This window comes from Microbacterium alcoholitolerans, assembly GCF_050408615.1.
GTDB lineage: Bacteria > Actinomycetota > Actinomycetes > Actinomycetales > Microbacteriaceae > Microbacterium.
In genome coordinates, this window is record NZ_JBNTKD010000001.1 from 2,311,856 (window position 1) to 2,338,515 (window position 26,660).

Sequence of the window (26,660 nt, forward strand, 5' to 3'; positions counted from 1 at the left end):
TCCGGTGCACACCGTAGCATCCTCCTTTAGCACGCCGCTGGGAACACTTATGCGCCGATGATGCCCTGGCGGAGTGCCTGGATCGCCCGCGTTGCTTTCCAGCCGACAGCGCCCGTCACGCCGCCGGTGGACTCGGCGAACGTCGTGACCAGGCCGCCCTCCGCGGCCGTCTCCGTTCGGGCACGGGTCCCCGGTGCACGAATGCCGACGCCTGTGAGCGAGGAACCGTACATGCTCACCGAGTAGCCGCTGACCGGGCGGTAGGGCCCCGGATCTTCGCCCATGCTCAGATCGTGGAGCATGCTCCGGGCGACGTGAGCACCTTGTGCGACAGCATCGTCCCAGTGGTCAACTCGGACCCGAGTTCCGTCTCCCCACGGATACAACACCGCGCCGCCGGCCGCATACATGCGGGGAAGCGCGTCAGCTCGAAGCGACCTGTCGACGCCGATGCCGGCGGTGCTTCCCGCTGATACCCACCCCGTCGCCGGTGTCGTGCCGTGAGAGGTGACGACGAGGTCGGACTCCCATGTGATGCCGCTGTCGAGGCGCACCTCGACGCCGCCGTTGCTGGCGCGGCGCAGCGAGGTCACCGCCCGTCCACCGTGGAAGGTCGTGTGTTCGCGGTGCAGGTCCCGCAGTCGGGTGGCGATCGGGATGCCGAGCGTCGCCACCAGTGGAAGGTCCGATCGCGCGACCAGGTGCACCTCCGCTCCCGCGGCGACGAAGAAGCTCGCCGCTTCCGTGCCGATCAGACCCGCGCCGAGCACCGTCACGGATCGACCAGCGAAGTCGCCGGCGACATGATCGCGGATGCGCAGTGCGTCGGCAGCACGATGCAACGGGAAGACGCCATTCAATGGCGAATCCGGGGCGGATCGCGGTGCACTCCCCACAGCGAGTAGGCACTGCCGAAAGCCGAGCTCGCGTCCATCCTCCAGCCGCACCGACCGCTCAGCCGGGTCGACTGCAACAGCTCGGCCCGGCACGAGATCCAGGCCTTCCACGTGGCGGATGGGCAACCCCGCCTGCTCTTGGGTGAGCAGGCCGGGGAGGATGCCCTTGTCGACCAGTGTGCGGTTGTACGGCGAACCGGGTTCATCATGCAGCAGGCGAATCGAGCCGGTGAATCCCTCGCGCCGCAGCGTCGAGGCAGCAGAATGCCCGGCAGCTCCTGCTCCGACGATCAGAATTTCCGTCATTCCCGTTTCCCTCTCCCTTGACCGGAATACCCCAGGAGGGTATACAGTTGAGCGTAACAGTACCCCACCGGGGTATTGGGACCGAGGAAGGATCAGCGATGAGCAACACGAGCGAATATCAGGTTTCCGGCATGAGCTGCGGCCACTGCGAGGTCGCCATTCGTGGCGAGGTCGGCCAGCTCGCGGGCGTGACGGGCATCGATGTCAGTGCCCAGAGCGGAAGGCTGGTCGTCACCAGCGAACAGCCTCTGGACGACGCCAAGGTCCTCGCTGCGGTCGAGGAGGCCGGTTATGAGGCGGTTCGGACCCGATGAACACCGCAAGCCGGCTGAGTGCGTACGGCGCGGTTCTGGTTGTGCTGTTCGGTGCCGCCTACGTCGCCGGCGACGCTGTCATTCCTGACGGCACGGTCGCCTCCTGGGCGGAGTCTGGGGCGGCTCCGCATGAGACGCATGGTGCGGCAGACCTCGACGTGAACACAACCGCTGAGAAGGCGAGCATGAACGGACTATCACTGGCCGCATCTGGGTTCCGGCTCGGCGCGCTTCGCGCGCCGAGGCAGGCGGGCACCAGCGGACAACTCGCATTCGAGATCTTTGGCCCGGCCGGCGCGCCGGTCACCGAGTATGAAACCGCGCACGGACAGCAGCTGCACCTGATTGTGGTGCGCAGCGACGGGGCCGAGTACCGGCACGTGCATCCCACTCTCGATGCCAGCACCGGCACCTGGTCGATGCCGTGGGTGTGGGACTCGGCGGGAACGTACCGCGTCTACACGGATTTCACTTCTGCCGATGGCACCACCGCCACCCTCTCGCGAACGGTCGATGTCGCCGGAGCAACCACTTCATCACCGCCGACAGAGGTGAGGACGCGTGACTCCGTCGACGGTTTCGATGTGACGGTGTCCGGCGACCTCGTCGGTGGACAAGGCAGCGAGCTGACGCTCGAGGTCACCCGGGACGGTGCGCCGGTAACCGAGCTGCAGCCGTATCTCGGCGCCTTCGGTCACCTGGTCGCGCTGCGTGAGGGCGACCTGGCCTACCTCCACGTGCATGCACACGGTGAGGCACCGAAGCCTGAGGAGACGGCTGGCCCTGGCATCACATTTACGGCTGAAGCGCCCACGGAAGGGCGCTACCTGCTGTACCTCGACTTCCAGGTCGCAGGGCAGGTCCGCACGGCGACATTCGTGCTCGATACCGCACCGCCCAAGCAGGGCAAAGAAGCCGCCACCGGCACCGAATCGGAGACGGCCGACGACGGACACGACGGCCACTGAGCAGTCCAGGTCGTCTCACCCTTTGCACGAACTGCCGATAAGGAGATCATCATGACAGGCACGCGGTCCGACACCAGCGTTGAGCTGGAAATCGGTGGCATGACCTGCGCATCGTGCGCGATGCGCATCGAGAAGAAGCTGAACAAGCTCGATGGGGTCAGCGCGACCGTGAACTACGCCACCGAGAAGGCCAAGGTCACCGCGCCCGCAGGTATCGACCCGGCGGTGCTCATCGCCGAAGTAGAGAAGACCGGATACTCCGCAGCGCTCCCCACACCGACCGAACCCTCCTCGAGCGTAGATGAGGAGGAACCTCAGGACAGGGAGCTGGTGAGCCTGCGCAACCGCCTGATCGCCTCGGTCGCGCTCACCGTTCCGGTCGTCGCGATGGCGATGATCCCCGCCCTGCAGTTCACGTACTGGCAGTGGCTGTCGCTCGCACTGGCCGGCCCCGTCATCGTGTGGGCAGCATGGCCGTTCCACAAAGCGGCCTGGACGAATCTGCGCCACGGTGCGGCGACGATGGACACCCTCATCTCCATGGGAACCCTCGCGGCGCTGCTGTGGTCCCTGTATGCGCTGTTCTTCGGCACCGCCGGCGTTCCCGGGATGACGCACCCGTTCGAGTTCACCGTCACCCCGAGCGACGGGGCCGCGAACATCTATCTCGAAGTCGGCGCCGGGGTGACGACGTTCATCCTCGCCGGCCGCTACTTCGAGAAGCGTTCCAAGCGTCAGGCCGGCGCGGCCCTTCGTGCCCTGCTGGAGCTGGGTGCGAAGGATGTCGCCGTTCTGCGCGATGGCGTGGAAACCCGCATACCGACCAGCGAGTTGAAGGCCGGTGACGAGTTCGTCGTGCGCCCCGGCGAGAAGATCGCCACCGACGGCATCATCCTCTCCGGCACCTCTGCCGTGGATGCGTCCATGCTCACCGGCGAGTCCGTGCCGGTCGAGGTCGGCGAAGGCGACGCCGTCACCGGCGCGACCGTGAACGCCGGCGGGCGGCTGGTCGTAAGCGCCACGAGAGTCGGCGCCGACACACAGCTCGCCCAGATGGCGAAACTCGTCGAGGACGCCCAATCCGGCAAGGCCGAAGTTCAGCGACTCGCCGACCGCGTCTCCGGGATCTTCGTCCCGATCGTGATCGCCATCGCCGTGGCAACTCTCGGAGTCTGGCTGGGCGCAGGGTTCCCCACGGCCGCCGCATTCACCGCTGCGGTGGCCGTGCTCATCATCGCCTGCCCCTGCGCACTCGGACTCGCCACCCCGACCGCGCTGCTGGTGGGCACGGGACGCGGCGCGCAGATGGGTATCCTGATCAAGGGACCCGAGGTCCTCGAATCCACCCGCCAGGTCGACACAGTCGTGCTGGACAAGACCGGCACGGTCACCACCGGGAAGATGACGCTCACCGACGTGTACACAGCTGACGGTGTTGACCGTGAGGACGTGCTGCGTCTGGCGGGGGCCCTCGAGGACGCCTCCGAGCACCCCATCGCCCAGGCCATCGCCAAGGCGGCCACCCAAACGGTCGGCCCGCTCCCGACTCCGGAAGACTTTGCGAACATCGAAGGCAAGGGCGTGCAAGGGGTCGTCGATGGGCACGCAGTGCTCGTCGGACGGGAATCGCTCCTCTCGGACTGGTCACAGCATCTCCCCGCCGCCCTCGCCGCGGCGAAAGCGGATGCGGAGCGTCGGGGCAAGACCGCTGTTGCGGTCGGCTGGGACGGGCAGGCCCGCGGGATACTCGTCGTCGCCGACACGGTCAAGCCCACCAGCGCTGAAGCCATCGCCGAGCTCAGACGCCTGGGCCTGACCCCGGTGTTGCTTACCGGCGACAACCGCGCTGTGGCGGAGCAGATCGCCGCTGAGGTCGGAATCACCGAAGTCATCGCCGAAGTGCTGCCCAAGGACAAGGTCGACGTCGTCACCCGCCTGCAGGGAGAGGGGAAGATCGTAGCGATGGTCGGTGATGGCGTCAACGACGCCGCCGCGCTCGCTCAAGCCGACCTCGGGCTCGCGATGGGCACCGGCACTGATGTCGCCATCGAAGCCAGCGACATCACGCTCGTGCGCGGCGACCTGCGCAGCGCAGCGGACGCGATCCGCTTGTCACGTAAGACGTTGGGCACGATCAAGGGAAACCTGTTCTGGGCGTTCGCATACAACGTGGCGGCGATTCCGCTCGCCGCGCTCGGGCTGCTCAACCCGATGCTCGCCGGCGCGGCGATGGCTTTCTCCAGCGTCTTCGTCGTCGGCAACAGCCTCCGCCTGCGCTCGTTCCGCAGCCAGGCGGCGGACCCCTCTCCGACGAAGGCCCGCCAAACGCGGGAAGCCGTGACCACGGCAGTCACCGTCGGAACACACCACTGATAGCGAAAGAGAAACACCATGTCTGAGAACTCCACAGGCTCCTGCTGCAACCACAACCACCACGCCGCCGTCGACGCAGAGGGACGCAAGGACCTCCTCGCCCCGTCCGCAGAAGACCTCGCTGAATGTCCCGTGATGACCGGAAGCACCGTGGTCAAGGCAGACGCCGAAGCCGCCGGCCTGTTCCGCGACTACGAAGGCACCCGCTACTACTTCTGCTGCGCAGCCTGCGGCCCGCTCTTCGACGCCGACCCGGCGAAGTACGCGGCCACCCCGGCGTAAGAGTCCACCGCGGTGGGGCCACGGTGTTTGACTGTGGCCCCACCGTAGGCGAGAGAATCCCGACCAGGAGTCGATCCGCGGGAGCGACGCGGGTTCCACGGCGCGGACCGAAAACCGTAGCGGAATACCCTCCAGGGGTATATCGTTACCCTCATCAGGCCAGAACAGGCCGGGACACCTGATCCGAACGAGGTACGCCAGCAATGACTGATCCGCACGCCCACCATCATCACGGACCCGCCGACGCCACCTCCCACGGCGAAGCGCACACACACGACCACAACATGGCCCACACCGGACACGGAACACCGGCGGTGACGGATCCACGGTCCGAGGACAGCGGACACGTCGGCGACGCGCACGGTTCCGGCCACATGGATCACAGCGCGCATCAGGGGGCGAAACAGGTCGACCACACTGCCCACACCAGCATGAACCACGCCGAGCATGGGCATGCCGGTCACGCCGATCACGCCGGGATGGACCACTCCGGGCATGGTGACCACGTCGGTCAGTTCCGGCGCCTGTTCTGGGTCATGCTGATCCTCGCCATCCCGACCGTGGCCCTGTCCGGGATGTTCGCGATGATCCTCGGCTACACCCTTCCTGAGATCCCCGGCCTCACATGGGTGTCCCCGCTGCTGGGCACAGTGATGTACGTCTGGGGTGGGCGTCCCTTCCTCGTCGGTGCCGTCAATGAGCTCCGTGCCCGCAAGCCCGGGATGATGCTCCTCATCGGGCTGGCCATCACGGTCGCGTTCTTCGCCTCCTGGGGCGCGAGCTTGGGTGTGCTCCATCACGAACTCGACTTCTGGTGGGAGCTGGCGCTCCTGATCGTGATCATGCTGCTCGGTCACTGGATCGAGATGCGCTCCCTCGCCCAGACCACTTCCGCACTGGACTCACTGGCCGCTCTCCTGCCCGACAAGGCCGAGCGCATCGAGAACGGGCAGGTCGTCACCGTCTCGCCAGCCGATCTCCTGGTGGGCGATGTCGTCGTGGTCCGCCCCGGAGGAAGCATCCCCGCTGACGGGCGCATCATCGACGGGCGAGCCTCCATGGACGAGTCCATGGTCACCGGAGAATCCCGCACGGTCACCCGATCAACCGGCGACACCGTCACGGCCGGAACAGTCGCCACCGACTCCGGGCTCCGTATCGAGATCACCGCGACCGGCGACGACACCACTCTTGCCGGCATCCAACGTCTCGTGACTGAGGCTCAGAACTCTTCCTCGCGTGCCCAGCGCCTCGCCGACACCGCGGCAGGCTGGCTGTTCTGGTTCGCCCTCGGAGCAGCCGCGATCACCGCCATCGTGTGGACCGTGATCGGTTTCCCCGACGCCGCCGTGATCCGCACCATCACGGTCCTCGTGATCGCCTGCCCCCACGCACTCGGCCTGGCCATCCCGCTCGTCGTGTCGATCGCCACAGAGCGTGCCGCACGGGGCGGAGTGCTCGTCAAGGACAGGCTCGCCCTGGAAAGCATGCGCACCGTCAACACCGTTCTGTTCGACAAGACCGGAACCCTCACCAAGGGAGAGCCGATCGTGAGCGACGTGTCGGTGCCTGAGGGTGGTGACCGTGACCAGGTGCTCGCCCTCGCCGCAGCCGCGGAAGCTGACAGTGAGCACCCGCTCGCCAAGGCCATCGTCCGCGCCGCAGCCGACAAGAACCTCACGGTTCCCCACAGCAGTGACTTCACCTCCTCTCCCGCTGTCGGAGTCACCGCGACCGTCGAGAGCACAACGATCCGAGTCGGCGGGCCGCACCTGCTCACCGAAGAGAACGCGAGCGAGCTTCCCGTGGCAGACCGCTGGCGCAAGGACGGCGCCATCATCCTTCACGTCGTGCAGGACGGGCAAGTGATCGGTGCGCTGAAGCTCGCCGACGAGGTGCGTTCCGAGTCCCGCGAAGCCGTCGAGGCGCTCCACGCCCTGGGTGTTCAGGTGGTCATGATCACCGGAGACGCCGAAGCGGTGGCGCACACGGTTGCTCAGGACCTCGGAATCGACCGCTACTTCGCTGGTGTCCGCCCCGAAGACAAGGCCGCCAAGGTGCAAGAACTGCAAAAGGAGGGCAGGAAGGTCGCGATGGTCGGTGACGGCGTCAACGACGCCCCCGCCCTCGCCCAAGCGGACGTGGGCCTTGCGATCGGCGCCGGTACCGACGTCGCGATCGCATCCGCCGGCGTGATCCTCGCCAGCGACGATCCCCGCTCCGTGCTGTCCGTCATCGAACTCTCTCGCGCTGCGTATCGGAAGATGAAGCAGAACCTGTGGTGGGCCGCCGGCTACAACCTGATCTCCGTGCCACTGGCAGCGGGAGTACTTGCACCCATCGGATTCGTCCTACCGATGTCCGTCGGCGCGATCCTCATGTCCCTGTCGACCATCGTCGTCGCTTTGAACGCGCAGCTGCTGCGTCGGCTCGACCTCCGGCCCGAGACCACCACACGCGCCATCCTCAACAAGACCTGACTCCTCGGAGGCAACCATGACCGACACCGCCCAAGCAACTGTGTGTGAGCACGGGGAACACGGCTATATCACCGACAAATCTCGCTACCTCGCGCGCCTCAAGCGCATCGAAGGACAGGCCCGCGGCGTACACCGCATGGTCGAAGAGGAGAAATACTGCATCGACATCCTCACGCAGATCTCCGCACTCACCAGCGCTCTACAGAGCGTCGCCGTCGGACTGCTCGAAGACCACCTACGCCACTGTGTCACCGACGCTGTCCGAGCCGACAGTGACATCGAAGGCAAGATCCGCGAGGCTTCAGAAGCGATCGGTCGGCTCGTGCGTTGACACGACCCTGTGTCTCAACTCGTGGCACCCCACCCGCGCGCGACCTTCATACGCGCAGAGGCCCCGCTGTCCGTTGAAGGCTTCCAAGGACAGGGCGCGACCATGGTCTCGGTATCGGCGATGCAGTTTCAGCAATATGGCCCACCTGGCCGGTGATGCCGACGATCCGCAGGTCGCCGCCGTAGAAGCGGCGAGGCTTGTTTCCAGTGGGGCGCTCGAGCGTCGCGGCCAAGGCGGCGAAGTGCATCGTGAGCTCGTGCTGAAACACGTGGATCGGCGGCAACACACCGGCCTTGATGAGCAGACGCCGAAAGTAACATGTTGACGCCCGCTGCGGCAGAAGATCAAGCGCTGAGTGGTCGGGAGGCAGTTCACCCGTTGCCATCCCCCTCACCGGACCGGGCTGGAGATCTCCTCCGCGATCACCTTGTCCAACGCGATCGGCGCGAACAGCAGCAGTTACGCGGCCGCGGTCATCGAACGGGTCGGCATTTCGATCCCGAACCTTTGACAGGAGGTGATCAGACCAAGCGCAGCGCTTCGGTGATCTGTGACGCTGTCGGTGCTCCGGCGTAGCCGTTCTCAGTCGCGTAGACGCGGCACGCGAGCGAGTGAACTGGTGCGGTTGGGAAGAGGTCGACCCCGTCGACCAGGATCGTGGGCGAGCCTCCGAACCGAGTGCTTACTGCCTCGGCCTCGGTCCGGATCGTCACCGACTCGATAGGTACGGCCCCGAGTCCGAGAGTGTCCAGCGCAGCGCGCGTGTTGGCTTCGGTGATGTCCGTGTTCGGGCAGCCGACAATGTGCAGCAGTTCAATCATCATGAGTTGCCTTCCGCTCGTGCGCCGCCGACGGTCGTCGGCGTGAGGAGGTGCAGACAGACCAGTCCGACACCGGTGACGACGAAGACGTCGGCCATGTTCCCGACGAAGAGGTTTCCGTAGGCGAGGAAGTCGGTGACGTGCCCCTGCCCGAACGAGGGAGGGTTGAGGAGTCGGTCGACGAGGTTGCCGAGCGCGCCGCCGAGCACCAGGCCCAGGGCCATGCCCCACCGGGCACCGCGCAGCCGCACGGCAAACACGACCACCGTCCCGGCTGCAAGGATGCCGACTACTGTGAAGATCCAGGCGGCCCCGGAGCCGAGCGAGAAAGCGGCTCCGGGATTGTAGACCAGTGACAGGCCGAACAGGTCGCCGATCAGCGGGATCCGTCCTGCAGAAGTCAACTGCGCAACCGCGAGGGCCTTCGACCCCTGGTCCACGGCCAGGGCGAGCACGGCCACGACGAGCGCGAGACCGAGCGCCCTCCTGCGGCTCGCAGCCGACCCGCGGTTCCTCTCGACGACGGCATCCAGCGCGTTCACGAGGCGGTCTTCCTCGTCCGGGCGGCGCGGAGACCGTTGAGGATGACGATGACCTCGGCGATCTCGTGCACCAGCACCACCGCGGCCAGCCCCAGCAGGCCGAACAGGGCGAGCGGGAGCAGGGCGGTGATGATCAGCAGGGACAGGATGATGTTCTGGTTGATGATGTGCCTGCCGCGGCGGGCGTGGTCGAACGCGCGCGGGAGGAGCCGCAGGTCGTGGCCGGTGAACGCGACGTCGGCGGACTCGATCGCGGCGTCGGAACCTGTCGCGCCCATCGCGATTCCGATGTCTGAGGCGGCCAGGGCGGGGGCGTCGTTGATGCCGTCGCCGATCATCGCGACCGAGCCGTGCCTGCCCAGTTCGCTGATTGCGGCGGCCTTGTCCTCGGGACGCAGCTCGGCGCGCACGTCCTCGATCCCGGCCTGCATTGCCAGCGCCCGGGCGGTGCGGGTGTTGTCGCCGGTGAGCATGGTCATCCCGACGTCCTGGGCGGCGAGGGTGCGGACCACCTCGGGGACCTCGGGGCGCAGCTCGTCGCGGACCCCGATCGCCGCGACCGGGACGTCGTCGCGGTGGACGATGACGACGGTCATGCCCTGCTCCTCCAGGCCCGCGACCTGGTCCTTGAGCGTTCCCGCGTCCAGCCAGCGTGGGCTGCCGACGGTGATCCGGGCCCCGTCGAGGGTGCCCTCGATGCCGTGCCCGGCTTGCTCGGTGACGTCCAGGGCGGCGGGGGCTCCGGGCGAGGCGGCGGTGATCGCGGCGGCCAGCGGGTGGGTGCTGTGCTGCTCCAGCGACGCTGCCCATGCCAGGGCCTGCGCCTCGCCCACCCCGTCGGCGGTGAGGACGGTGGTGACGGCGGGCTCGTTGCGGGTGAGGGTGCCGGTTTTGTCGACGGCGACGTGGCGGATCACGCCGAAGCGCTCGAAGACCGCGCCGGATTTGATGATCACGCCGAACTTGCTCGCCGAGCCGATTGCGGCGACGACGGTGAGCGGGACGGAGATCGCCAGCGCGCACGGCGACGCGGCGACGAGCACCACGAGGGCGCGGGTGATCCACAGCTCCGGGTCGCCCAGCAGCGAGCCGATGACCGCGACGAGGGCGGCGAGGATCAGCACGCCGGGCACGAGCGGGCGGGCGATGCGGTCGGCCAGGCGGGCGCGGTCGCCCTTCTCGGTCTGCGCCTGCTCGACCAGCTCCACGATCGTGGTCAGCGAGTTGTCCGTGCCCGCCGCGGTCGTCTCGACCTCCAGGGCACCGGCGGTGTTGATCGCCCCGGCCGACACCGCGTCGCCGGGCTCGACCTCCACCGGGATCGACTCGCCGGTGATCGCCGAGGTGTCCAGGCTCGACCGGCCCGCATGCACGATGCCGTCGGTCGCGATCCGCTCCCCGGGACGCACCAGCATGAGCTGCCCGACCTGGAGGTCCTTCGCGGCGACCTCCACGGACGCGCTGTCCTGCCGGATGGTCGCGGTCTCCGGGACGAGCTTGAGCAGCGCCCGCAGCCCGCCGCGGGCGCGATCCATGGCCTTGTCCTCCAGCGCTTCGGCGATGGAGTACAGGAACGCCAACGCGGCGGCCTCCTCGACGTAGCCGAGGATGACCGCGCCGACCGCGCTGATCGTCATCAGCAACCCGATGCCCAGCTTGCCCTTGAACAGCTTGCGGACCGCGCCCGGGGTGAACGTCGACGCGCCCAGCAGCAGGCCGATCCAGAACGCCACCAGCGCCGGGATCTCCGCGCCCGTCCATTCCAGGACCAGGCCCGTGCCCAAGGCGACGCCGGAGAACACCGGGACCATGATCCCGCGGTCCCGCCACCACGGACGCTCCCGCTCCTCCTCAGCCTCCTCGCCGACCCGGGTCTCCGGCTCGTCGCAGCCGCACGCCGCGCTCACGCGCCCGCTCCCGTCCCGCAGCAACCCGGCACCGTGCACTCGTCGTCCACGCACGGCGCGTGCTCGTCCACCGCCAGCGTCACGTCCACGAGCGCCGTGAGCGCCGCCGCGAGGTGCGGGTCGGCGATCTCGTAGCGCGTCTGCCGCCCCTCCGGCTCGGCGACCACAATCCCGCAGTCGCGCAGGCACGTCAGGTGGTTCGACACGTTGGAGCGCGTCAGCTCCAGTTCACGCGAAAGCACGGCCGGGTAGCTCGGCCCGTTCAGCAGGGTCATCAGGATCCGGGAGCGCGTCGGGTCCGCCATGGCCCGGCCCAGCCGGTTCATGACGTCGAGGCGAGAAGCAATAGTCAGCATGCACTGAACTATACAGCGTTTACTGACCTAATGCGGTCTATGGCAACTGGTTGCATCGGATTGTGTGACTACCCACGGACGCTAGCTCGAGCAAATGTGACCTACGCCCCCTCCCCCCGGGGCGCTAGATCGGCGTCGCGAACAAGGCGAGCGCGACACCCTGCTGGCGCAAACGGCGAGGGAGAGTCGAACTCGAAGTGATCAACCCGGCCTCGATTGTGCGCAGCGAGTCAGTCGGGGACGCGGTGACCGCCAGTAAGCCCCCGGTCAACCCAGCTTCTCAGTCTGTCGGCGGAAGAAATGCTCCGCGGGGATTATTCGCCCGCCCATCTGAGTCAGATCAGCTCGTCAACCAGCTTCTCGATGCGTGCGCGGATCTCGTCGCGGATGGGACGCACGGCGTCGATGCTCTGTCCTGCGGGGTCGTCGAGCTTCCAGTCCTCGTAGCGCTTTCCGGGGAAGAACGGGCAGGCGTCGCCGCATCCCATCGTGATGACGACGTCGGAGGCCTGCAACGCCTCGGTGGTCAGGATCTTGGGCTGCTCGGTGGTGATGTCGATGCCGAGCTCACCCATGGCCTCGACGGCGATGGGGTTGATCTGGTCAGCGGGCATGGATCCTGCGGAGCGGACCTCGATGCGGTCGCCGGCGATGTCGCGGAGGAATCCCGCGGCCATCTGCGAGCGGCCGGCGTTGTGCACGCAGACGAAGAGGACGGAGGGCTTGGCGGATGTGTCGGTCATGAGGGCTCCTGCGGGTGCGGTCAGTGGGTGAGCTGGTCGATGAGGGCGCGGACGCGGTCTTCGATGTCGTCGCGGATGGCTTCGACGCCTTCGCGGGAGGCGAGGGCGGGGTCGCCGACGGCCCAGTCGTCGTAGCGGACGCCGGGGATGATCGGGCAGACGTCGCCACAGCCCATCGTGATCACCACGTCAGCGGCACGGACCGCGTCGTCGGTGAGGGGCTTGGGGAACCGCTCGCCCGCGGCATCGCCTTCGATCTCTGCGAGGATCGAGCGCACGTGAGGGTGAATGACCTCGGCGGGGCTGGATCCGGCGGAGCGGGCGATGACCTTGCCGCCGGCGATCTGGTTGACGAGAGCTGCTGCCATCTGGGAGCGTCCGGCGTTGGCGACGCAGACGAACAGCACCTGCGGCACCGACTGGTCGCGGTCACGGGTGAGGTCAGCGAGCCGCTGACGAGCGAACCGTTCGGTGAGCGGGACGAGGGCGCCGGTGACCTTGGCCGTGCGGGCGAGCGAGGTGTAGGACTCACGAACGATGCTCAGCACCGTCTCCGGGGCGAGTTCGGGGACCTCGGCTGCGAGTTCGTCGGCGAGGTGGGTGATCCGGATGTCGAAGTCGGGGCGACTGTCGCGGTCTTCGCTGTCGCCATCCACGCCAGGCGCGGTCATGGTCGCCGGCGCGAAGGAGTCCAGTAGCGCGGTGACGGCGCCGCGGCGGCCCGGGTTGATGCGGTACCAGACCCACGTCCCGCGGCGTTCGGAGGTGAGCACGTCGACGTCTTTGAGCACCTTCAGGTGGTGGGAGACGGTGGGCTGGGACACGTCGGCGAGCTCGGCGAGGTCGCAGACGCAGGACTCGCCGCGCGGGTCGGAGGCGATGGCAGAGAGCATGCGCAGGCGCAGCGGGTCGGAGAGGGCCTTCAGGGTCGCGGCGACAGCGGATGCCGCCTCTTGGCCGATGGCGTGCGTGGCGACGGGGCTGCAGGCGTCCGCGGCGTCCGCGATGGTGACGTTCATGAGGTGATCCTCTCGCCGGTGTACGGATCGGTGTGGAACCAGGCGCGTGCCGCCCACAGGGAGACGTAGACGAGCCCGACGAGGACGGGGACTTCGATGAGGGGGCCGACCACGCCGGCGAGGGCCTGGCCGGAGGCGGCGCCGAAGGTGCCGATGGCGACCGCGATGGCGAGCTCGAAGTTGTTGCCAGCGGCCGTGAACGCCAGCGATGTGGAGCGGGCGTAGTTCAGCCCCAAGACCTTGCCGAGCAGGAGACCTGCGAACCACATCAGCCCGAAGTAGGCCAGCAGCGGCAGCGCGATCCGGGCGACATCCAGGGGCTTGGCCAGGACCGCGTCGCCCTGCAGCGCGAACAGCAGCACGATGGTGAACAGCAGCCCGTACAGCGCCCACGGGCTGATCACGGGGAGGAACTTCTGCTCATACCAGTCCCGCCCGCGGCGCTTCTCGCCGATGTATCGGGACGCGAACCCGGCGACGAGCGGAACGCCCAGGAAGACCAGCACGTTGAGGGCGATCTGCCAGACCGAGATCTCGACCCCCTGGGTATCCAGGCCCAGCCAGCCGGGAAGCACCGTGAGGTAGAACCAGCCCAGCAGCGAGAACGCGACGACCTGGAACACCGAGTTGATGGCGACGAGCACGGCGGTGGCCTCGCGGTCGCCGCAGGCGAGGTCGTTCCAGATGACGACCATGGCGATGCAGCGTGCGAGGCCGACGATGATCAGCCCGGTGCGGTACTCGGGCAGGTCCGGGAGGAAGATCCACGCGAGCGCGAACATCAGCGCGGGGCCGACCAGCCAGTTCAGCACCAGCGAGGAGACCAGCAGCTTCTTGTCTCCGGTGACGGCGGCGACCTTGTCGTAGCGGACCTTCGCGAGCACCGGGTACATCATCACCAACAGCCCGAGCCCGATGGGCACCGAGATGCCGCCGACCTCCATGGCGGACAGCGCATCGGAGAGCGCGGGCACGAACCGGCCGAGGAGGAGCCCGGCGACCATGGCGAGCCCGATCCACAACGGCAGCCACTTGTCGAGCGTGGACAGACGCCGGACGGCCACGGGAGCAGAAGATGCGGTTGCGGTACTCATGAGATCAGGGCCTCGATTTTCTCGGCGATGACGGGCTTCGGGTGCGCGCCGATGAGGATGTCCGTGCGGGCACCGTCACGGTAGAACCCGAGCGTCGGGATTGAGGTCACGCCGGCGGCAGTGACCGTCTCGGGGTTCTGGTCGGCGTCGACCTTGACGATCTTCACCCGCCCGTCGTACTCGGCCGCCAGCTGCTCGAGCAGCGGAGCGACCTGGCGGCACGGCCCGCACCAGGTGGCCCAGATGTCCACCACGACGGGGATGTCGGAGCCGAGGACCTCGTCGTGGAATGTGGCGTCGGTGACAGCCGTGAGCGTGCTCATGCGAAGACCTCCTCAGTCTCGGTCAAGGCGTCAGTCTGGGGCAGAGGCGCAGCGTCTTCCTCGAGGGCGGAGAGGAAGTGCTGGGCGTCCTGGGCGGCAGCGCAGCCGGTACCCGCGGCGGTGATCGCCTGCCGGTAGGTGTGGTCCACCAGGTCTCCGGCCGCGAAGACGCCGGGGAGGTTGGTCCGCGTCGAGGGATGATCCACCAGAACGAAACCGGCCGCGTCGGTGTCGACGATTCCGGTGACGAGCTCGGAGCGCGGATCGTGGCCGATGGCGACGAAGAGCCCGGACGCAGGCATCTCCCACTCGACACCGGTGACGGTGTCGAGAAGGGTCACGGACTCGAGCTTCGCGGTCCCGTTGAGGCGTGCGACCTCGCTGTTCCACGCGACCTCGATCTTCGGGTGGTCGAGCACGCGTTGCGCCATGATCTTCGAAGCCCGGAACTCACTGCGGCGGTGCACGACGGTCACCTTCGATGCGAAGCGGGTGAGGAACAGGGCTTCCTCCATCGCGGAGTCGCCCCCGCCGACGACGACGATCTCCTGCTCGCGGAAGAAGAAACCATCGCACGTGGCACACCAGGAAACCCCGCGACCGGTCAGGCGCTCTTCGTCCGGGAGGCTGAGCTTGCGATAGGCGGAGCCCATGGCCAGGATCACCGCCCTGGCACGGAACGTCTCTCCAGCGCCGGTCTCGATGGTCTTGACCGGACCGTCCAGGTCCACGCGGACCGCGTCGTCGAGGAGGATGCGGGCGCCGAACCGCTCGGCCTGCTGGCGCATCGACTCCATCAGCTCCGGACCCTGCACTCCGTCGATGAAGCCGGGGAAGTTCTCCACCTCCGTCGTCGTCATCAGAGCGCCACCCGCCGTCACAGAACCAGCGATCACCACCGGGGCAAGCCCCGCACGAGCGGCATAGACCGCGGCGGTGTAACCCGCAGGGCCCGATCCAATGATGACCAGCTCAACCTCTTGATTCGACATGCTTCTATATTGACATTCTTCAAAGTAACGCGCAATCGGAGGTGAGGCAGTTCACCGACTCTTCACCTGGGCACGCGACGAGGGCGGCCTCCATCAGGAAGCCGCCCCCTCGGGAATCGGTCAGCGCGTCAGACGCTGATGGGTCGAGAACCGATCTGCAGCACCGACGGGGCGCCGCAGCAGCTGGCACCTTCGGCGTCGAATTCGCCGGCGCCGCCGCAGACGCCGGTGTCGGGAAGGACGAGCTCATTGCGGTCGGCGGCCTCAGGGTCGCCGGCGAGGTGAGCTGCGACGCTGCGCACCTGCTCGTACCCGGTGAGGGCCAGGAACGTGGGCGCGCGGCCATACGACTTTGCGCCGACGATGAACAACCCCTGCTCGGGCTGGGTCAACTGGCGGGCACCCGTGGCGCCGACCGATCCGCAGGAGTGGATGTTCGGGTCGATCTCCGACGCGATCCCCGCCACCGCATCCAAGGACCCGTCCAGGTCGATGCGCACCTCTCGCAGGATGCTCGTGTCGGGCCGGAACCCCGTGAGGGCGAAGACGCGCGCGACACCGGAGATCTCCTGGCCGTTCTCGGCGATGACCGTGAGGGCACCGTCGTCCTGATGGAACTCGGCGACACGGAACCCGGTGACCACCTCGACCACGCCGGCTTCAATGACCTTTCGTGCACGAGAGCCGAGCGCGGCACGCTCGGGCAGCTCATCGCCCACACCTCCACCGAACACGTTCGTCGCGCTCCCACGGCGCAGCAGCCACGTCACCCGGATGCCCGGCGCGCGGCGGGCCAGCTCGCTCAGACGAAGCACGGTGTGCGTGGCCGAGTGGCCGGCACCGACGACGACCACATGCGTACCGGCCAGGTCGGAGACGTCATCGGGGATTCGGTAGGAGATACGGTCGGCCGCGGCGGTCTCGCCGACCGCGGGGTATCCGTCGGCACCAGCAGGGTTCGGCAGCGACCAGGTGCCGGTCGCGTCGATGACCGAGCTTGCGAGGATGCGGCCATCGCGGCCATCCTGGTCGACGGTGTGCACGACAAACGGCTGTGCCTTCCGGCCGCTCGCAACCACTTTGTCACGCCCCTGCCGCGCGATGCCCGTCACCGTCGTGCCGTAGAGGACTCGGTCGCCCAGCGTGTCCGCAAGTGGCGCGAGGTACTCGCTGACCCACTCCGCACCGGTCGGGTAGCCGCTCGCCGGCGCAGTCCAACCGGTCGGCTCAAGTAGCCGTCGCGCCGCGGCATCGGTGAGTTCCGGCCACCCCGAGAACAGCCGCACATGCCCCCACTCGGACACCGCAGCGCCGGCCGAAGCGCCGCGCTCGACGACCACGGCATCGACGCCGCGTTCAGTCAGGTGGGCGGCCGCGGCCAGGCCCTGCGGACCGGCACCGATGACGACGACGGGAAGCACGGGAATCTCAGACATCACATCTCCTCGGATCGAAAAACTTCAATACGAGAACATTCGCGCACCTATCGAAGTTTGTCAATACGTGTCAGACTAGCCTTGTGAGCGTGCCAACGACCATCGAAAAGTCCGCGTGCTGCGTGCCGCGGATCGCATCTGCCCTGACTGCAGAGGACGCTGAGCGCGTCGCGCGGGTGTTCAAGGCTATCGGCGACCCCACTCGGGTCATGCTGCTCTCCCTCATCGCTGGCAGCCCCGGCGGTGAAGCCTGCATCTGCGACCTCACCGCACCTGTCGGGCTCTCTCAGGGGACGGTATCGCACCATATGAAGCTGCTCGCCGATGCGGGTCTGGTGACTCGCGAGCAGCGCGGCAAGTGGGCGTACTTCGCCCTCAACGATGGAGCATTGGATGCTGCCGCCGACGCTCTTCGCTCTGTATGACGTCTGACGTGGCCGCCCCGGCCCGGCTCGGCGGGAGGCTGGCAGCCTTGTCCGTGGGGCAGGTCATCAGCTGGGGAATCCTGTACTACGCCCTCATCGTCGCGTCCCCGGCCATATCCGTCGCCACCGGCTGGCCGGTCACACTCGTCACGCTGTCGTTCTCTGCAGGTCTCATCGCCTCCGCCGTGGCCGGAGTCTTCATCGGCCGTTGGCTCGACGAGCGCGGTCCGCGCCTGATCATGACATTGGGAAGCATCGTCGGCCCGGCTGGACTCGTCGTCGTCGCCCTCGCCCCGAACCTCGCCCTGTTCACCGCCGGGTGGGTGATCGCTGGTGTCGCGCAGTCCGCCGTGCTCTACCAGGCCGCGTTCACCGTCATCGCCCGCCGCCACGGGACCCGGCGGCGCCCGGCGATGACCATCCTCACCCTGGCTGGCGGGCTCGCCTCCACCGTTTTCGCACCGGTCGTCGCCGGACTTCTCACGGTCACCGACTGGCGAACCACGTTCCTGATCCTCGCCGCATTCCTGCTTGTGACCACCGTGCCCCTTCACTGGTTCAGCCTGGAACGCCGTTGGGACCAGGTCCCGCACGGCCCGGCCGCGGACCACGTGCACACGGTCAGCACCGTCATCCGCACCCGCCGCTTCTGGATGCTCGAGCTATCGATGCTCACACTCGCAGCGGCGCTGTTCAGCGTCACCCTGGCGTTGATCCCTCTCTTCACCGAGAAAGGCATGAGCTACGAGCTCGCGGCCTGGGCGCTCGGACTCCTCGGCGCCGGACAGGTCATCGGCCGGCTCCTCTACGTCGCGATACCGCACACCGCAGCCCCGTGGATCCCGCTTGCGGCTACCGCCGGGCTGAGCGTCGTGTTCCTCGCCCTTCTCGCGCTCGTGCCTGGCCCGCCGTGGCTGTTGATCGTCATCGGGATCGCGGCAGGTGCCGTACGCGGCGCGCAGACACTCGTCCAAGGTTCCGCTGTCGCCGACCGGTGGGGAGTCCGTAACTACGGCTCCATCAACGGCGTCTTCGCCGCACCCATCACCCTCATCAGCGCGGTCGGTCCCGCCCTTGGCCCCCTGCTCGCGGCCGCTACCGGCTCCTACACGGCGATGGCCCTGAGCGCCGTGATGCTGGCAGCCGTCTCTCTGGGCCTCGCTCGCTTCTCCTGATATCGCTGGCGTTCTCATTCACATGGACTCGCGCCGTGCGGTCGCGATGACCCTCGCGAGATGGGGATCACACCCGCAAGTCCGGGTAGTTCGACCAGGTTCCGCCGGCCATACTCTTGCGACGGTCTGCAGTGGTGGTGCGGATACCAACCACATCTGCGACCACGGCGGCCGGCATTCGCATGGCAAGGAGATTCATCCGGGTCTCACGCGACACACGCGGGCGAATCCCGAGTTCACCCAGGCGAAGTCGGATGTACGCCGCGGTCATGTGCGTCCCTGGCGAGAGCCCCTCGAACAGCCAGCTTGATGCACCTGTGGCGTACCCTCGTCGGGGTTCCGCCTCGAGTTGCCGACGAACGAGATTGCCGACCGTGTCATCGAGCACGACGGGTGTGACGCCGAACTGCACAGTCACCTTGTCCGGTGTGGCGTCGATTTGATCGCGAGTCATGCTGACGGCGCGACCGAGTATCTGGGCGTACAGGAGCACGAAGAGCCCGGCGACGCGCACTTCGAGCTCGATCTCCTCGTCGTAGAGGAGGAGATCGACAGCGCGCCACAACTCATCCTCGGTCATGGACGACATCGTGTTTCGCGCAGCACGGACGTTCGTGGTGAGGTCGTCGGACAATCGTGATCGGGTCGCCCACCGCACGAAGTGCTCCACAGGCTCTCGGGTCTTGATACGGGCGATGTAGTGGTCGAGTGTGCGCTGGTCCAGATCGCCGACCGTCAGATCACTGGCATCCAGCCAGGCAAGGAACCTTACGACCGCAGCGAGATGGCCGCGCTGCCCGTTGAAGGCTTCCATGGACAGGTCTCGACCACGATCTCGGTACCGTCGGTGTAGTTTCGGCAGGATGTCCCATCGGTAGAAGCGGCGGAGCTTGTTTCCGGTTGGGCGCTCGAGCGTCGCCGCCAAGGCGGCGACGTGCAGCGTGAGCTCGTGCTGAAACACATGGATCTGCGGCAGCACACCGGCTTCGATGAGTAGACGCCGGAAGTAGCGTGTTGCCGCCCCTTGTGGCAGGTGATCGAGGGCCGAATGGTCGAGAGGGAGTGCGCCCGTTGCCATGCCCCTCAGCGTTTCCGTTACATGCGGTCGCCGAAGCCAGCGGACAATCGAGCGCGGGTCCATCGGAGCGTTCCCGAGGTGTGTGCGGAGCCTGGTCAGCTCGACTGGCGCTTCCTCCGCGGGGCCGATGAGCTCGTCTAGACGCGCTTGCAGCCTGCAGCGGCCGCAGTGAGTTCCGGTCAGGAACTCCTCGCTACCGCATGTGCGGCACGCGAATCGTGGCGGGTGGCCAGCACAGATCGCGCAGGAGATCACACCCTCCTTGGTGGTGAATGCAAGGACCCGGATGTTCCCACACAAGGGGCACTCGGACGGGTTTCGGCGGAGTGCGCTGTAGCAGACGTTGCAGATCCTTCCACCGAGCAGAGAGTACAGACCCACAGCCGTACGTCCGCACCGGTCGCAGACCCGCAAGGGAGCTTCCGTCATCATCGGCCAGGATCGGCGGGACGATGAAGTCGCGCACGCACCGGACGCAGATCCCCAATCGCCGTGTCACGCCCGCGCGCGGTGCCCGTCTTCCTCGCCACCGCCGGCTGCGCCTTAACGGTGATTAGATCGTTCGGCTGGCATCCGAAGATGCGGCACAGCGCCGCCAGCACTTCGACGTTCAACCGCTCCGGGGTCCTGGTGACCAGCCGATACACCTGCTCACGGGACAGCACGACCCCCTGTTCACGCAGCGGTGCAAGTAGCTCGGTGGTCTGAAACATCCCGGCTTCAGCCATCACGGCGCGCAGGTGCCAGTCGATGGACCCCTTGGATTCAGTCGTCATTGCGGTTCTCCGTGTTCCTCTTCAGCGCATCGGCGAGCACGCGGTTCTTGTAGTCGTCCCCGACGGACGTGTAGATCGCCGTCGTCGAGGCGTACGCGTGGCCCACCTGATCCTGTACGAACTTCTCGCTGTAACCCCACTCGATGAGGTTTGTCACATAGGTGTGCCGCAGCGAATGCAGGGTGAGCTCCTCCGGAAGCCCGACCTCGTCACGCAGCTCGGCGAAACGGTCATTCAGATAGCGGCCGCTGACTCTCGTCCGGCGCTCCGTCGGCCAGAGGACGCCCGTCTCCCAGTCGCCGATCATCCGCGGCCGCCCCTGGTCCGCCCAATGAGTGAGCCCGTCAACGATCCAGTCGAACTCGGGCAGCGTCAATACGGTCCGTCGCTTCGGGCCAGTCCCTCGGCTGCCCTTCCCGTGCCGGACATACACGGCACCGAAACTGCCGAACTGGGGCGCCATCGGGTTCGACCGCAGATCCGCGATATCAAGCCCGATGCACTCGGAGCGCCTCAGCCCGAACGCGTAAATGGTCTTGAACATCTGCGCGTTGCGGAGCGCGGCGAGTGCACCCTTCCTCCTGTGGCGAACGATGGTCTCCACCCGAGCGTCCGCGGCATCGAAGAACTGCTCCAGCTCGTCGAAGGTGAGCGCGCGCTTCCCTGGATCGCCTTCATAGTCCAGCAAGTGCGCGATGGTGTTCCAGTCGTGACAGATCTGCTGAGGGGCCTCCCCGAAGCGCGCCAAGCACTCCGCCTGCCAGCCATACCGCGGGTCCGTGAGGAAGTCGCAGAACAGGCGGATCTTCGCCTGGTAGCCCCGAATGGTCGACCGCTTCAAAGGCCCCTTGCCGTGTCGCACGCGCACCGAGTAGTCCTCCAGGTCCCGCGGCAGCCACTGCCATGGGTACGTCGCGCAGAACTCAGCGAAATCCTCGATGAACCGCCGCCGTGCGTCGATGGTTGTCGCCTGCAACCCGCGGCTCGCTTGCTGGTCACCCCAGCCATCCAGCATCGACTCGAAGACGTACTTTCCCTCATCGAGGGCGATGACATTCCCTGTCAACCGCAACGACGACCGACCATCATCATCTGAACCAGTGCGCACGCATCTATGGTTGCAATAAATGCATCATTGTTGCAACCATGACCACCGATAATCTTCCACTTGAAGCTGTTTGCTCACTATCACAACACCACACCGGGGCCCCAAATGGTGCCGGGTAGCCCAATCGCCCTCATTGGCGCCGCGGGTGACAGCCGCGGAACTCTCGATGCGCTTGCGTGCTCACGTGGGGCCTCCGCCGCAGAGGACGCTTCAGTGACGAGAAACACCTGTTCAGCCTTCTAATCGCGGCCTAGTGATGCACCTGATGTTGATACTTCTCGGTCCACGTTCCCGCGCGAAGCGCCCGCACACGCCGAAGCACCCGGCGCGGCATCAGGCGATGTCGGATGCTGCGGTGCGGTCCTCGTCGGCGCGCAGTCCGTAGAGCGTCTCGAGTGCCGCGGTGAACTCGTCGCCCCGGCCCTCGGCTGCCAGCTCATGGGCGCGGGCGGTCGGGGTGTGCAGCAGCACGCCGGCCAGGTGGCGCATGGCCTGCTCCACCAGGCCGTCGTCATCGCCGCGGCGGCGGGCACGATCGATCTCGGCTTCGAGCAGCCCGAAGATGTGGGTGCGCAGCGCGACGACCGCCGGTGTCACGCTCTGGCGTGAGCCGGACAGGTGGAAGCTCTCCGCCGCCTCGCGCACGACGTCGCGGGCGGCATCCGTCGCGTGCAGCTCCTCGAGAGGCGCGTGCAGGCGGATCGTCTCGAGGTCCAGCAGCGTCACGCCCTCGACCTGCGCGACCGTCGGGTCGACGTTTCGGGGCATGCCCAGGTCGATCACGAGCTGCGAGTGCGGTGCGCCGGCCGAATGGGTCGCCGCGCCCACCGGGCATCCGGCATCCGTCTGGTTCACCCGACGCGACAGCTGCGCGGGACCGAGCACGGGTTCCGTGGCGGCGGTGCAGGTGATCAGCAGAGTGGACTGCTGCACCATGGCGGCATAGTCGGCGACCGCGACCGCACGCACGCCGTACTTCTTCGCGAACAGCTCGGCCCGGCCCGACGGCGAGAACACCGAGATGTCGACGGCGCCGCGCTCGCGCAAGGTGGCGAGGGTGACCGCGGCGTACTGGCCGGTGCCGACCAGCAGCACGCGCTCAGTCGACCAGTCGGCGATGCGGCTGTCGGCCAGTTCGAGCGAAAGACGCACCAGCGAGCGGCCCGCCCGGTGCAGCGCGGTGACGTTCTTGACCTTGCGCTGCGCCTGGCTCGCGCGCTGGAACAGGCGCTCCAGCTCGGATGACGTCGTGCCCTGCTCCCGGGCATCCGAAAGGGCACGGCGGACCTGACCGGCGATCTCGCCCTCGCCCGAGACGACGGACTCGAGGCCGGAGGCGACGGCGAAGAGGTGCTCGGCGACATGGCGGTCGCTGACGAGACGGTACGAGCCGTCGAGATCGGATGCCGGGATGCCGGTCGCCTGCGCAACGGCATACAGCACTGCGTCCTGCGTGAGCCCGTCTGCGTCGATGTACGCCTCGAAGCGGTTGCACGTGGCGAGCACGACCGCACCGTCGGCGCCGGCATCCACCAGGTTCGGGGCGACGGCTTCGGGGTGGCGGCTGAGTCGTTCGAGCAGTTCGAAGGAGGCGGTCTTGTGACTCGCCGAGACGCAGAGCAGCACGACAGGATTGTACCCACCGCGCCTTTGAGCGAGCTTGGCGCGGGCCATGCAGCAGATCGTGCGCGGCACCGGTGGGGAGACGCATAGGCACGGCTGTCACGATGGGAGCATGAGCGATCTGCTGCGTGCCCTCTCGGGCGAGACCCCCGAGCGCACTCCCGTCTGGTTCATGCGTCAGGCCGGACGCTCCCTTCCCGAGTACCGCGAGCTGCGCGTCGGGACTCGGATGCTGGATGCCTGCCTGACCCCCGAACTCGCCTCCGAGATCACGCTGCAGCCGGTGCGCCGGCACGGCGTGGACGCCGCCGTCTTCTTCAGCGACATCGTCATCCCGCTGCGCCTCGCCGGCATCGACGTCGTGATCGAGCCGGGGCGAGGTCCGGTGTTCGCGAACCCCGTGCGCACCGCCGACGACGTGGCGCGCATCACCGCGATCGACCCGGGCGACCTCGATGGCACGGCGATCGCCGAAGCCGTGCGGCTGACCGTCGCCGAACTCGGCGAGACGCCGCTGATCGGCTTCGCAGGTGCGCCGTTCACGCTCGCCGCGTACCTGATCGAGGGTGGCCCGTCGAAGGAGCACATGCGGGCCCGAGCCATGATGCACGCCGATCCCGATTCGTGGAATGCGCTCGCCGGATGGCTCGCGCGCATCTCGCGCCGCTTCCTCGAGATCCAGCGTGACGCGGGCGCATCCGTCGTGCAGCTCTTCGACTCGTGGGCGGGGTCCCTCAGCCCTGCCGATTACCGGATGCACGTTGCTCCGCACTCGCACGCCGCGCTGGAAGGGATCGGGCTTCCCCGCATCCACTTCGGCGTCGGCACGGGACCGTTCCTCGCCGACACGCGCCTCGGCGGCATCGCGGACGCCGTCGGCGTCGACTGGCGGATGCCGCTGGACGAGGCGATCCGCATCGTCGGCCCTGACACAGCCGTGCAGGGAAACATCGACCCGGCGATGCTGCAGGCGCCGTGGCCGGTGCTCGAAGCGCACGTGCGGGACGTCATCGAGCGGGGCCGCGGGGCGAAGGGGCACATCCTCAATCTCGGTCACGGCGTGCCACCCGAGACCGATCCCGATCAGCTGACCCGGATCGTCGCCCTCGCGCACGGCGAACTCTGACGGGACGCGGCCGCCGCCCGGGTCTGCGGGCACGACCGCGCCGGTGAAAGAATCAAGAGCATGACCGAACACGACGCACCCGAGCTCGCTGCACGCGCGTCGGAGCAGCACGTCGTCGTCATCGGCGGCGGCATCGGCGGACTCGTCGCGGCGCGCGAGTGCGCGAAGGTGGGCATGCGCGTCACGCTGCTCGAGGCGACGGATGCCCTCGGCGGCAGCATCCGCTCGGCCGAACTCGACGGCATCACCGTCGACGCAGGGGCCGAGAGCTTCGCGACCCGCGGCGGGCACGTGCGTGCGCTCATCGACGAACTCGGTCTCGGCGACCTCGTCGTCGCCCCCGAGCGTGGCGGCGCGTGGCTGAGCGGGATTCCGGATGCCCCGGCTGCGCCCCTGCCGATCGGCGGTCTGCTGGGCATCCCCGCCAACCCGTTCCAGGAGGACGTGCGCCGGATCATCGGCTGGCGCGGCGCCTGGCGTGCTTACATCGACCGGCTGCGGCCCCCGCTCACGATCGGCCACGAGCGCAGCCTCGGCAGACTGGTGCGCTCGCGCATGGGAGCCCGCGTGCGCGATCGCCTCGTCGCGCCTGTCACCGCCGGCGTCTACTCGGCCGATCCCGACGCGGTCGACACCGATGTCGCGGCACCCGGTCTGAACGCGGCCCTCACCCGGGTGGGATCGCTCAGCGGTGCGGTCGCCGCGCTCGCTGCGAGCCGCAAGGGCAAGGCACCCGGCGCCGCGGTGCTGGGACTGAGCGGCGGCATGGGCCGCCTGGTCGACGCACTGCGCGCAGAACTAGACAAGTACGGCGTCGACGTGCGCACCGATGCGCGCGTGACACGGCTCGAGCGGATCGGCGACAGCTGGAGCGTAGAGCACGAGGTGACGATGCCCGCCGAGCCCTTCGACATCGAGACCGCTGCCGTCGACCCCACCGACCCCGACGCTGTCTCTGTCGACGCGACCTCTGTCGACCTTGTCTCCGTCGACGCGACCGCCGCGCCGCTCACCGCCACCGGCGTCATCGTCGCGACCTCCGAGCCCGCCGCGCGCCGGCTGCTCGACGGGCACGTCACCGGCTTGGGAGATGCCGGTCCGGCGCCGGAGATCGAGATCATCACCCTGCTGCTGGACGCTCCAGCGCTCGATCTCGCCCCGCGCGGAAGCGGCGTGCTCACCGTGCCGGGCAGTCACACGGCCAAGGCGCTCACCCACTCCACCGCCAAGTGGAGCTGGCTCCGCGAGATGGCGAACGGCCGGCACGTGGTGCGGGTGTCTTTCGGCACGCAGGGCGAGCCGGCTGCGACCGCCGCCCTCGATGACTCCGCGGCCGCGCAATTGGCGCTGTCCGAGGCATCCGCCCTGCTCGGCGTCGCGCTGGCGCCGCAGCAGCTGCTCACCGCGCACCGCGGGCGGTTCGTGCAGGCCCAGCCGACGTCGCTGATCGGCGCGGCGGAGCACCGTACGGCCGCACGCGCCGCGGTGCAGAACGTGGCGGGGCTGGCCGTCGTCGGCGCGTGGATGTCGGGAACGGGTCTCGCGCAGGTGATTCCGGATGCCATCGCCGAGACCGACCGGCTGCGCAGCACCCTCCTCTGGGACTGAAAGATCCCTCCGGGCCTGATCCATACACTCTGCGAGCGCATCGCGCAACGGTAGATGCCGAATCGGGAATATGCGACTAATCTGGAAGCGATCACGCGGGGTGGACTCGATCCGGCCCGTGAAGACGCCGCAACAAACGTCAGGAGGCTCCCATGAAAGGGAAGATCGGACTCGTCGTCGGACTCGGCGTAGGTTATGTGCTCGGCACTCGCGCCGGGCGCGAGCGCTATGAGCAGATCAAGACGCAGTGGCTGAAGGTCTGGCACACCGATCCCGTGCAGGAGCAGGTCGCCCGCGTGCAGGACTTCGCGAAGTCGCAGGCCGCCGCGGTTCCCGGCGCAGTCTGGAACGGCGCTGTCAAGGTCGTGAAGGCCGCCTCCTCTTCCGGCACCCCCGCTGAGAAGCTCGACAAGGCCGTCGACGCGGCGAAGGACGCCGCAGGAGGCGTGGCCGACGCGGCCGAGGATGCCACGGAGGGCGTGCAGAAGCGCGCCGCCGAGAGGAAGAGCGCCGCCAAGCCGGCCCCCAAGAGCTCGGCGCAGAAGAACGGATCCTGAC

The 26,660-nt window shown here is 67.7% G+C and carries 27 protein-coding genes; 12 read left to right on the forward strand and 15 right to left on the reverse strand.

Annotation, left to right across the window (positions count from 1 at the left end):
- Positions 1-47 precede the first annotated feature (47 nt).
- Positions 48-1,202: an FAD-dependent oxidoreductase gene (locus ACQUSX_RS11075; RefSeq protein ID WP_428906980.1), complete on the reverse strand. Its 1,155-nt coding sequence runs from the start codon at positions 1,200-1,202 to the stop codon at positions 48-50.
- Between the two features lie 98 nt (positions 1,203-1,300).
- Between ACQUSX_RS11075 and ACQUSX_RS11080 the strand changes: the two genes are divergently transcribed.
- The 7 genes from ACQUSX_RS11080 to ACQUSX_RS11110 all read left to right on the forward strand — a co-directional run bounded on the left by ACQUSX_RS11080 (position 1,301) and on the right by ACQUSX_RS11110 (position 8,275).
- Positions 1,301-1,516 carry a heavy-metal-associated domain-containing protein gene (locus ACQUSX_RS11080; RefSeq protein ID WP_400836967.1) on the forward strand — a complete coding sequence of 72 codons (216 nt, stop codon included), beginning with the start codon at positions 1,301-1,303 and terminating at the stop codon, positions 1,514-1,516.
- Positions 1,513-2,484: a DUF8832 domain-containing protein gene (locus tag ACQUSX_RS11085; RefSeq protein WP_428906981.1), complete on the forward strand. Its 972-nt coding sequence runs from the start codon at positions 1,513-1,515 to the stop codon at positions 2,482-2,484. The genes ACQUSX_RS11080 and ACQUSX_RS11085 overlap by 4 nt, the downstream gene beginning before the upstream one ends.
- A 51-nt stretch (positions 2,485-2,535) precedes the next feature.
- A complete protein-coding gene (locus tag ACQUSX_RS11090) occupies positions 2,536-4,857 on the forward strand; it encodes a heavy metal translocating P-type ATPase (RefSeq protein WP_400836961.1) in 2,322 nt (773 codons plus the stop codon).
- Positions 4,858-4,875: 18 nt separating this feature from the next.
- The gene (locus tag ACQUSX_RS11095; RefSeq protein ID WP_400836959.1) at positions 4,876-5,139 is read left to right on the forward strand and encodes a YHS domain-containing protein; all 264 of its coding nucleotides are present in this window, start codon (positions 4,876-4,878) and stop codon (positions 5,137-5,139) included.
- Between the two features lie 203 nt (positions 5,140-5,342).
- Positions 5,343-7,619, forward strand: a complete 2,277-nt coding sequence (locus ACQUSX_RS11100; RefSeq protein ID WP_428906982.1) for a heavy metal translocating P-type ATPase — start codon at positions 5,343-5,345, stop codon at positions 7,617-7,619.
- Between the two features lie 16 nt (positions 7,620-7,635).
- A complete protein-coding gene (locus ACQUSX_RS11105) occupies positions 7,636-7,950 on the forward strand; it encodes a metal-sensitive transcriptional regulator (protein ID WP_400836954.1) in 315 nt (104 codons plus the stop codon).
- A 136-nt stretch (positions 7,951-8,086) separates the two neighbouring features.
- Positions 8,087-8,275: a hypothetical protein gene (locus ACQUSX_RS11110; RefSeq protein ID WP_428906983.1), complete on the forward strand. Its 189-nt coding sequence runs from the start codon at positions 8,087-8,089 to the stop codon at positions 8,273-8,275.
- 196 nt (positions 8,276-8,471) lie between these two features.
- Here ACQUSX_RS11110 and ACQUSX_RS11115 read toward each other — a convergent pair whose 3' ends face one another.
- The 10 genes from ACQUSX_RS11115 to ACQUSX_RS11160 all read right to left on the reverse strand — a co-directional run bounded on the left by ACQUSX_RS11115 (position 8,472) and on the right by ACQUSX_RS11160 (position 17,183).
- On the reverse strand, positions 8,472-8,774 hold the full coding sequence (locus ACQUSX_RS11115; RefSeq protein ID WP_400836951.1) for a hypothetical protein: 303 nt from the start codon (positions 8,772-8,774) through the stop codon (positions 8,472-8,474).
- On the reverse strand, positions 8,771-9,313 hold the full coding sequence (gene lspA, locus ACQUSX_RS11120) for a signal peptidase II (protein ID WP_400836948.1): 543 nt from the start codon (positions 9,311-9,313) through the stop codon (positions 8,771-8,773). The genes ACQUSX_RS11115 and lspA overlap by 4 nt, the downstream gene beginning before the upstream one ends.
- Positions 9,310-11,220 (reverse strand): heavy metal translocating P-type ATPase, encoded by a 1,911-nt coding sequence (locus ACQUSX_RS11125; protein ID WP_428906984.1) that lies wholly within the window; start codon positions 11,218-11,220, stop codon positions 9,310-9,312. Before ACQUSX_RS11125 ends, lspA begins: the two co-directional genes overlap by 4 nt.
- Complete coding sequence (gene cmtR, locus ACQUSX_RS11130; protein ID WP_400836942.1) at positions 11,217-11,576, reverse strand: Cd(II)/Pb(II)-sensing metalloregulatory transcriptional regulator CmtR; 360 nt, start codon at positions 11,574-11,576, stop codon at positions 11,217-11,219. The genes ACQUSX_RS11125 and cmtR overlap by 4 nt, the downstream gene beginning before the upstream one ends.
- Before the next feature lie 335 nt (positions 11,577-11,911).
- Positions 11,912-12,319, reverse strand: coding sequence for an arsenate reductase ArsC (locus tag ACQUSX_RS11135; protein ID WP_428906985.1), 408 nt, complete (start codon positions 12,317-12,319; stop codon positions 11,912-11,914).
- Between the two features lie 20 nt (positions 12,320-12,339).
- Positions 12,340-13,338, reverse strand: a complete 999-nt coding sequence (locus tag ACQUSX_RS11140) for a metalloregulator ArsR/SmtB family transcription factor (protein ID WP_400836936.1) — start codon at positions 13,336-13,338, stop codon at positions 12,340-12,342.
- Positions 13,335-14,432, reverse strand: coding sequence for an ACR3 family arsenite efflux transporter (gene arsB, locus ACQUSX_RS11145; protein WP_428906986.1), 1,098 nt, complete (start codon positions 14,430-14,432; stop codon positions 13,335-13,337). The genes ACQUSX_RS11140 and arsB overlap by 4 nt, the downstream gene beginning before the upstream one ends.
- Positions 14,429-14,755: a thioredoxin gene (gene trxA, locus ACQUSX_RS11150; RefSeq protein ID WP_400836930.1), complete on the reverse strand. Its 327-nt coding sequence runs from the start codon at positions 14,753-14,755 to the stop codon at positions 14,429-14,431. The genes arsB and trxA overlap by 4 nt, the downstream gene beginning before the upstream one ends.
- Positions 14,752-15,747 (reverse strand): thioredoxin-disulfide reductase, encoded by a 996-nt coding sequence (trxB, locus tag ACQUSX_RS11155; RefSeq protein WP_400836927.1) that lies wholly within the window; start codon positions 15,745-15,747, stop codon positions 14,752-14,754. The genes trxA and trxB overlap by 4 nt, the downstream gene beginning before the upstream one ends.
- 128 nt (positions 15,748-15,875) lie before the next feature.
- On the reverse strand, positions 15,876-17,183 hold the full coding sequence (locus ACQUSX_RS11160; RefSeq protein WP_428906987.1) for an NAD(P)-binding domain-containing protein: 1,308 nt from the start codon (positions 17,181-17,183) through the stop codon (positions 15,876-15,878).
- Positions 17,184-17,266: 83 nt separating this feature from the next.
- Here ACQUSX_RS11160 and ACQUSX_RS11165 point away from each other — a divergent pair, with 83 nt between their 5' ends.
- Positions 17,267-17,608: an ArsR/SmtB family transcription factor gene (locus tag ACQUSX_RS11165; protein WP_428906988.1), complete on the forward strand. Its 342-nt coding sequence runs from the start codon at positions 17,267-17,269 to the stop codon at positions 17,606-17,608.
- A gap of 53 nt (positions 17,609-17,661) precedes the next feature.
- Positions 17,662-18,783 (forward strand): MFS transporter, encoded by a 1,122-nt coding sequence (locus ACQUSX_RS11170; protein ID WP_428907631.1) that lies wholly within the window; start codon positions 17,662-17,664, stop codon positions 18,781-18,783.
- 67 nt (positions 18,784-18,850) lie between these two features.
- Here the strand turns inward: ACQUSX_RS11170 and ACQUSX_RS11175 are convergent, their stop codons facing one another.
- The 4 genes from ACQUSX_RS11175 to ACQUSX_RS11190 all read right to left on the reverse strand — a co-directional run bounded on the left by ACQUSX_RS11175 (position 18,851) and on the right by ACQUSX_RS11190 (position 23,371).
- Positions 18,851-19,924, reverse strand: coding sequence for a hypothetical protein (locus tag ACQUSX_RS11175; RefSeq protein WP_428906989.1), 1,074 nt, complete (start codon positions 19,922-19,924; stop codon positions 18,851-18,853).
- 365 nt (positions 19,925-20,289) lie between these two features.
- Positions 20,290-20,637 carry a helix-turn-helix domain-containing protein gene (locus ACQUSX_RS11180; RefSeq protein ID WP_400836915.1) on the reverse strand — a complete coding sequence of 116 codons (348 nt, stop codon included), beginning with the start codon at positions 20,635-20,637 and terminating at the stop codon, positions 20,290-20,292.
- Complete coding sequence (locus ACQUSX_RS11185) at positions 20,627-21,652, reverse strand: tyrosine-type recombinase/integrase (protein WP_428906990.1); 1,026 nt, start codon at positions 21,650-21,652, stop codon at positions 20,627-20,629. The genes ACQUSX_RS11180 and ACQUSX_RS11185 overlap by 11 nt, the downstream gene beginning before the upstream one ends.
- 426 nt (positions 21,653-22,078) lie before the next feature.
- Positions 22,079-23,371 (reverse strand): glutamyl-tRNA reductase, encoded by a 1,293-nt coding sequence (locus tag ACQUSX_RS11190; RefSeq protein WP_428906991.1) that lies wholly within the window; start codon positions 23,369-23,371, stop codon positions 22,079-22,081.
- 109 nt (positions 23,372-23,480) lie between these two features.
- Between ACQUSX_RS11190 and hemE the strand changes: the two genes are divergently transcribed.
- The 3 genes from hemE (at position 23,481) to ACQUSX_RS11205 (ending at position 26,659) form a co-directional block, all read left to right on the forward strand.
- On the forward strand, positions 23,481-24,494 hold the full coding sequence (gene hemE / locus ACQUSX_RS11195) for a uroporphyrinogen decarboxylase (RefSeq protein WP_428906992.1): 1,014 nt from the start codon (positions 23,481-23,483) through the stop codon (positions 24,492-24,494).
- A gap of 60 nt (positions 24,495-24,554) precedes the next feature.
- The gene (locus tag ACQUSX_RS11200; RefSeq protein ID WP_428906993.1) at positions 24,555-26,102 is read left to right on the forward strand and encodes a protoporphyrinogen/coproporphyrinogen oxidase; all 1,548 of its coding nucleotides are present in this window, start codon (positions 24,555-24,557) and stop codon (positions 26,100-26,102) included.
- A gap of 152 nt (positions 26,103-26,254) precedes the next feature.
- Entirely contained in the window at positions 26,255-26,659 is a 405-nt protein-coding gene (locus ACQUSX_RS11205) for a hypothetical protein (RefSeq protein ID WP_428906994.1), read from the forward strand.
- The last annotated feature ends 1 nt before the right edge of the window (position 26,660 follow it).

Bases quoted from the DNA above. Each gene is read 5' to 3' on its own strand.
- ACQUSX_RS11075 (WP_428906980.1), bottom strand. From the start codon at position 1,202: ATGACGGAAATTCTGATCGTCGGAGCAGGAGCTGCCGGGCATTCTGCT.
- ACQUSX_RS11080 (WP_400836967.1), top strand. From the start codon at position 1,301: ATGAGCAACACGAGCGAATATCAGGTTTCCGGCATGAGCTGCGGCCAC.
- ACQUSX_RS11085 (WP_428906981.1), top strand. From the start codon at position 1,513: ATGAACACCGCAAGCCGGCTGAGTGCGTACGGCGCGGTTCTGGTTGTG.
- ACQUSX_RS11090 (WP_400836961.1), top strand. From the start codon at position 2,536: ATGACAGGCACGCGGTCCGACACCAGCGTTGAGCTGGAAATCGGTGGC.
- ACQUSX_RS11095 (WP_400836959.1), top strand. From the start codon at position 4,876: ATGTCTGAGAACTCCACAGGCTCCTGCTGCAACCACAACCACCACGCC.
- ACQUSX_RS11100 (WP_428906982.1), top strand. From the start codon at position 5,343: ATGACTGATCCGCACGCCCACCATCATCACGGACCCGCCGACGCCACC.
- ACQUSX_RS11105 (WP_400836954.1), top strand. From the start codon at position 7,636: ATGACCGACACCGCCCAAGCAACTGTGTGTGAGCACGGGGAACACGGC.
- ACQUSX_RS11110 (WP_428906983.1), top strand. From the start codon at position 8,087: ATGGCCCACCTGGCCGGTGATGCCGACGATCCGCAGGTCGCCGCCGTA.
- ACQUSX_RS11115 (WP_400836951.1), bottom strand. From the start codon at position 8,774: ATGATGATTGAACTGCTGCACATTGTCGGCTGCCCGAACACGGACATC.
- cmtR (WP_400836942.1), bottom strand. From the start codon at position 11,576: ATGCTGACTATTGCTTCTCGCCTCGACGTCATGAACCGGCTGGGCCGG.
- ACQUSX_RS11135 (WP_428906985.1), bottom strand. From the start codon at position 12,319: ATGACCGACACATCCGCCAAGCCCTCCGTCCTCTTCGTCTGCGTGCAC.
- ACQUSX_RS11140 (WP_400836936.1), bottom strand. From the start codon at position 13,338: ATGAACGTCACCATCGCGGACGCCGCGGACGCCTGCAGCCCCGTCGCC.
- arsB (WP_428906986.1), bottom strand. From the start codon at position 14,432: ATGAGTACCGCAACCGCATCTTCTGCTCCCGTGGCCGTCCGGCGTCTG.
- trxA (WP_400836930.1), bottom strand. From the start codon at position 14,755: ATGAGCACGCTCACGGCTGTCACCGACGCCACATTCCACGACGAGGTC.
- trxB (WP_400836927.1), bottom strand. From the start codon at position 15,747: ATGTCGAATCAAGAGGTTGAGCTGGTCATCATTGGATCGGGCCCTGCG.
- ACQUSX_RS11160 (WP_428906987.1), bottom strand. From the start codon at position 17,183: ATGTCTGAGATTCCCGTGCTTCCCGTCGTCGTCATCGGTGCCGGTCCG.
- ACQUSX_RS11175 (WP_428906989.1), bottom strand. From the start codon at position 19,924: ATGGACCCGCGCTCGATTGTCCGCTGGCTTCGGCGACCGCATGTAACG.
- ACQUSX_RS11180 (WP_400836915.1), bottom strand. From the start codon at position 20,637: ATGACGACTGAATCCAAGGGGTCCATCGACTGGCACCTGCGCGCCGTG.
- ACQUSX_RS11185 (WP_428906990.1), bottom strand. From the start codon at position 21,652: ATGCTGGATGGCTGGGGTGACCAGCAAGCGAGCCGCGGGTTGCAGGCG.
- hemE (WP_428906992.1), top strand. From the start codon at position 23,481: ATGAGCGATCTGCTGCGTGCCCTCTCGGGCGAGACCCCCGAGCGCACT.
- ACQUSX_RS11200 (WP_428906993.1), top strand. From the start codon at position 24,555: ATGACCGAACACGACGCACCCGAGCTCGCTGCACGCGCGTCGGAGCAG.
- ACQUSX_RS11205 (WP_428906994.1), top strand. From the start codon at position 26,255: ATGAAAGGGAAGATCGGACTCGTCGTCGGACTCGGCGTAGGTTATGTG.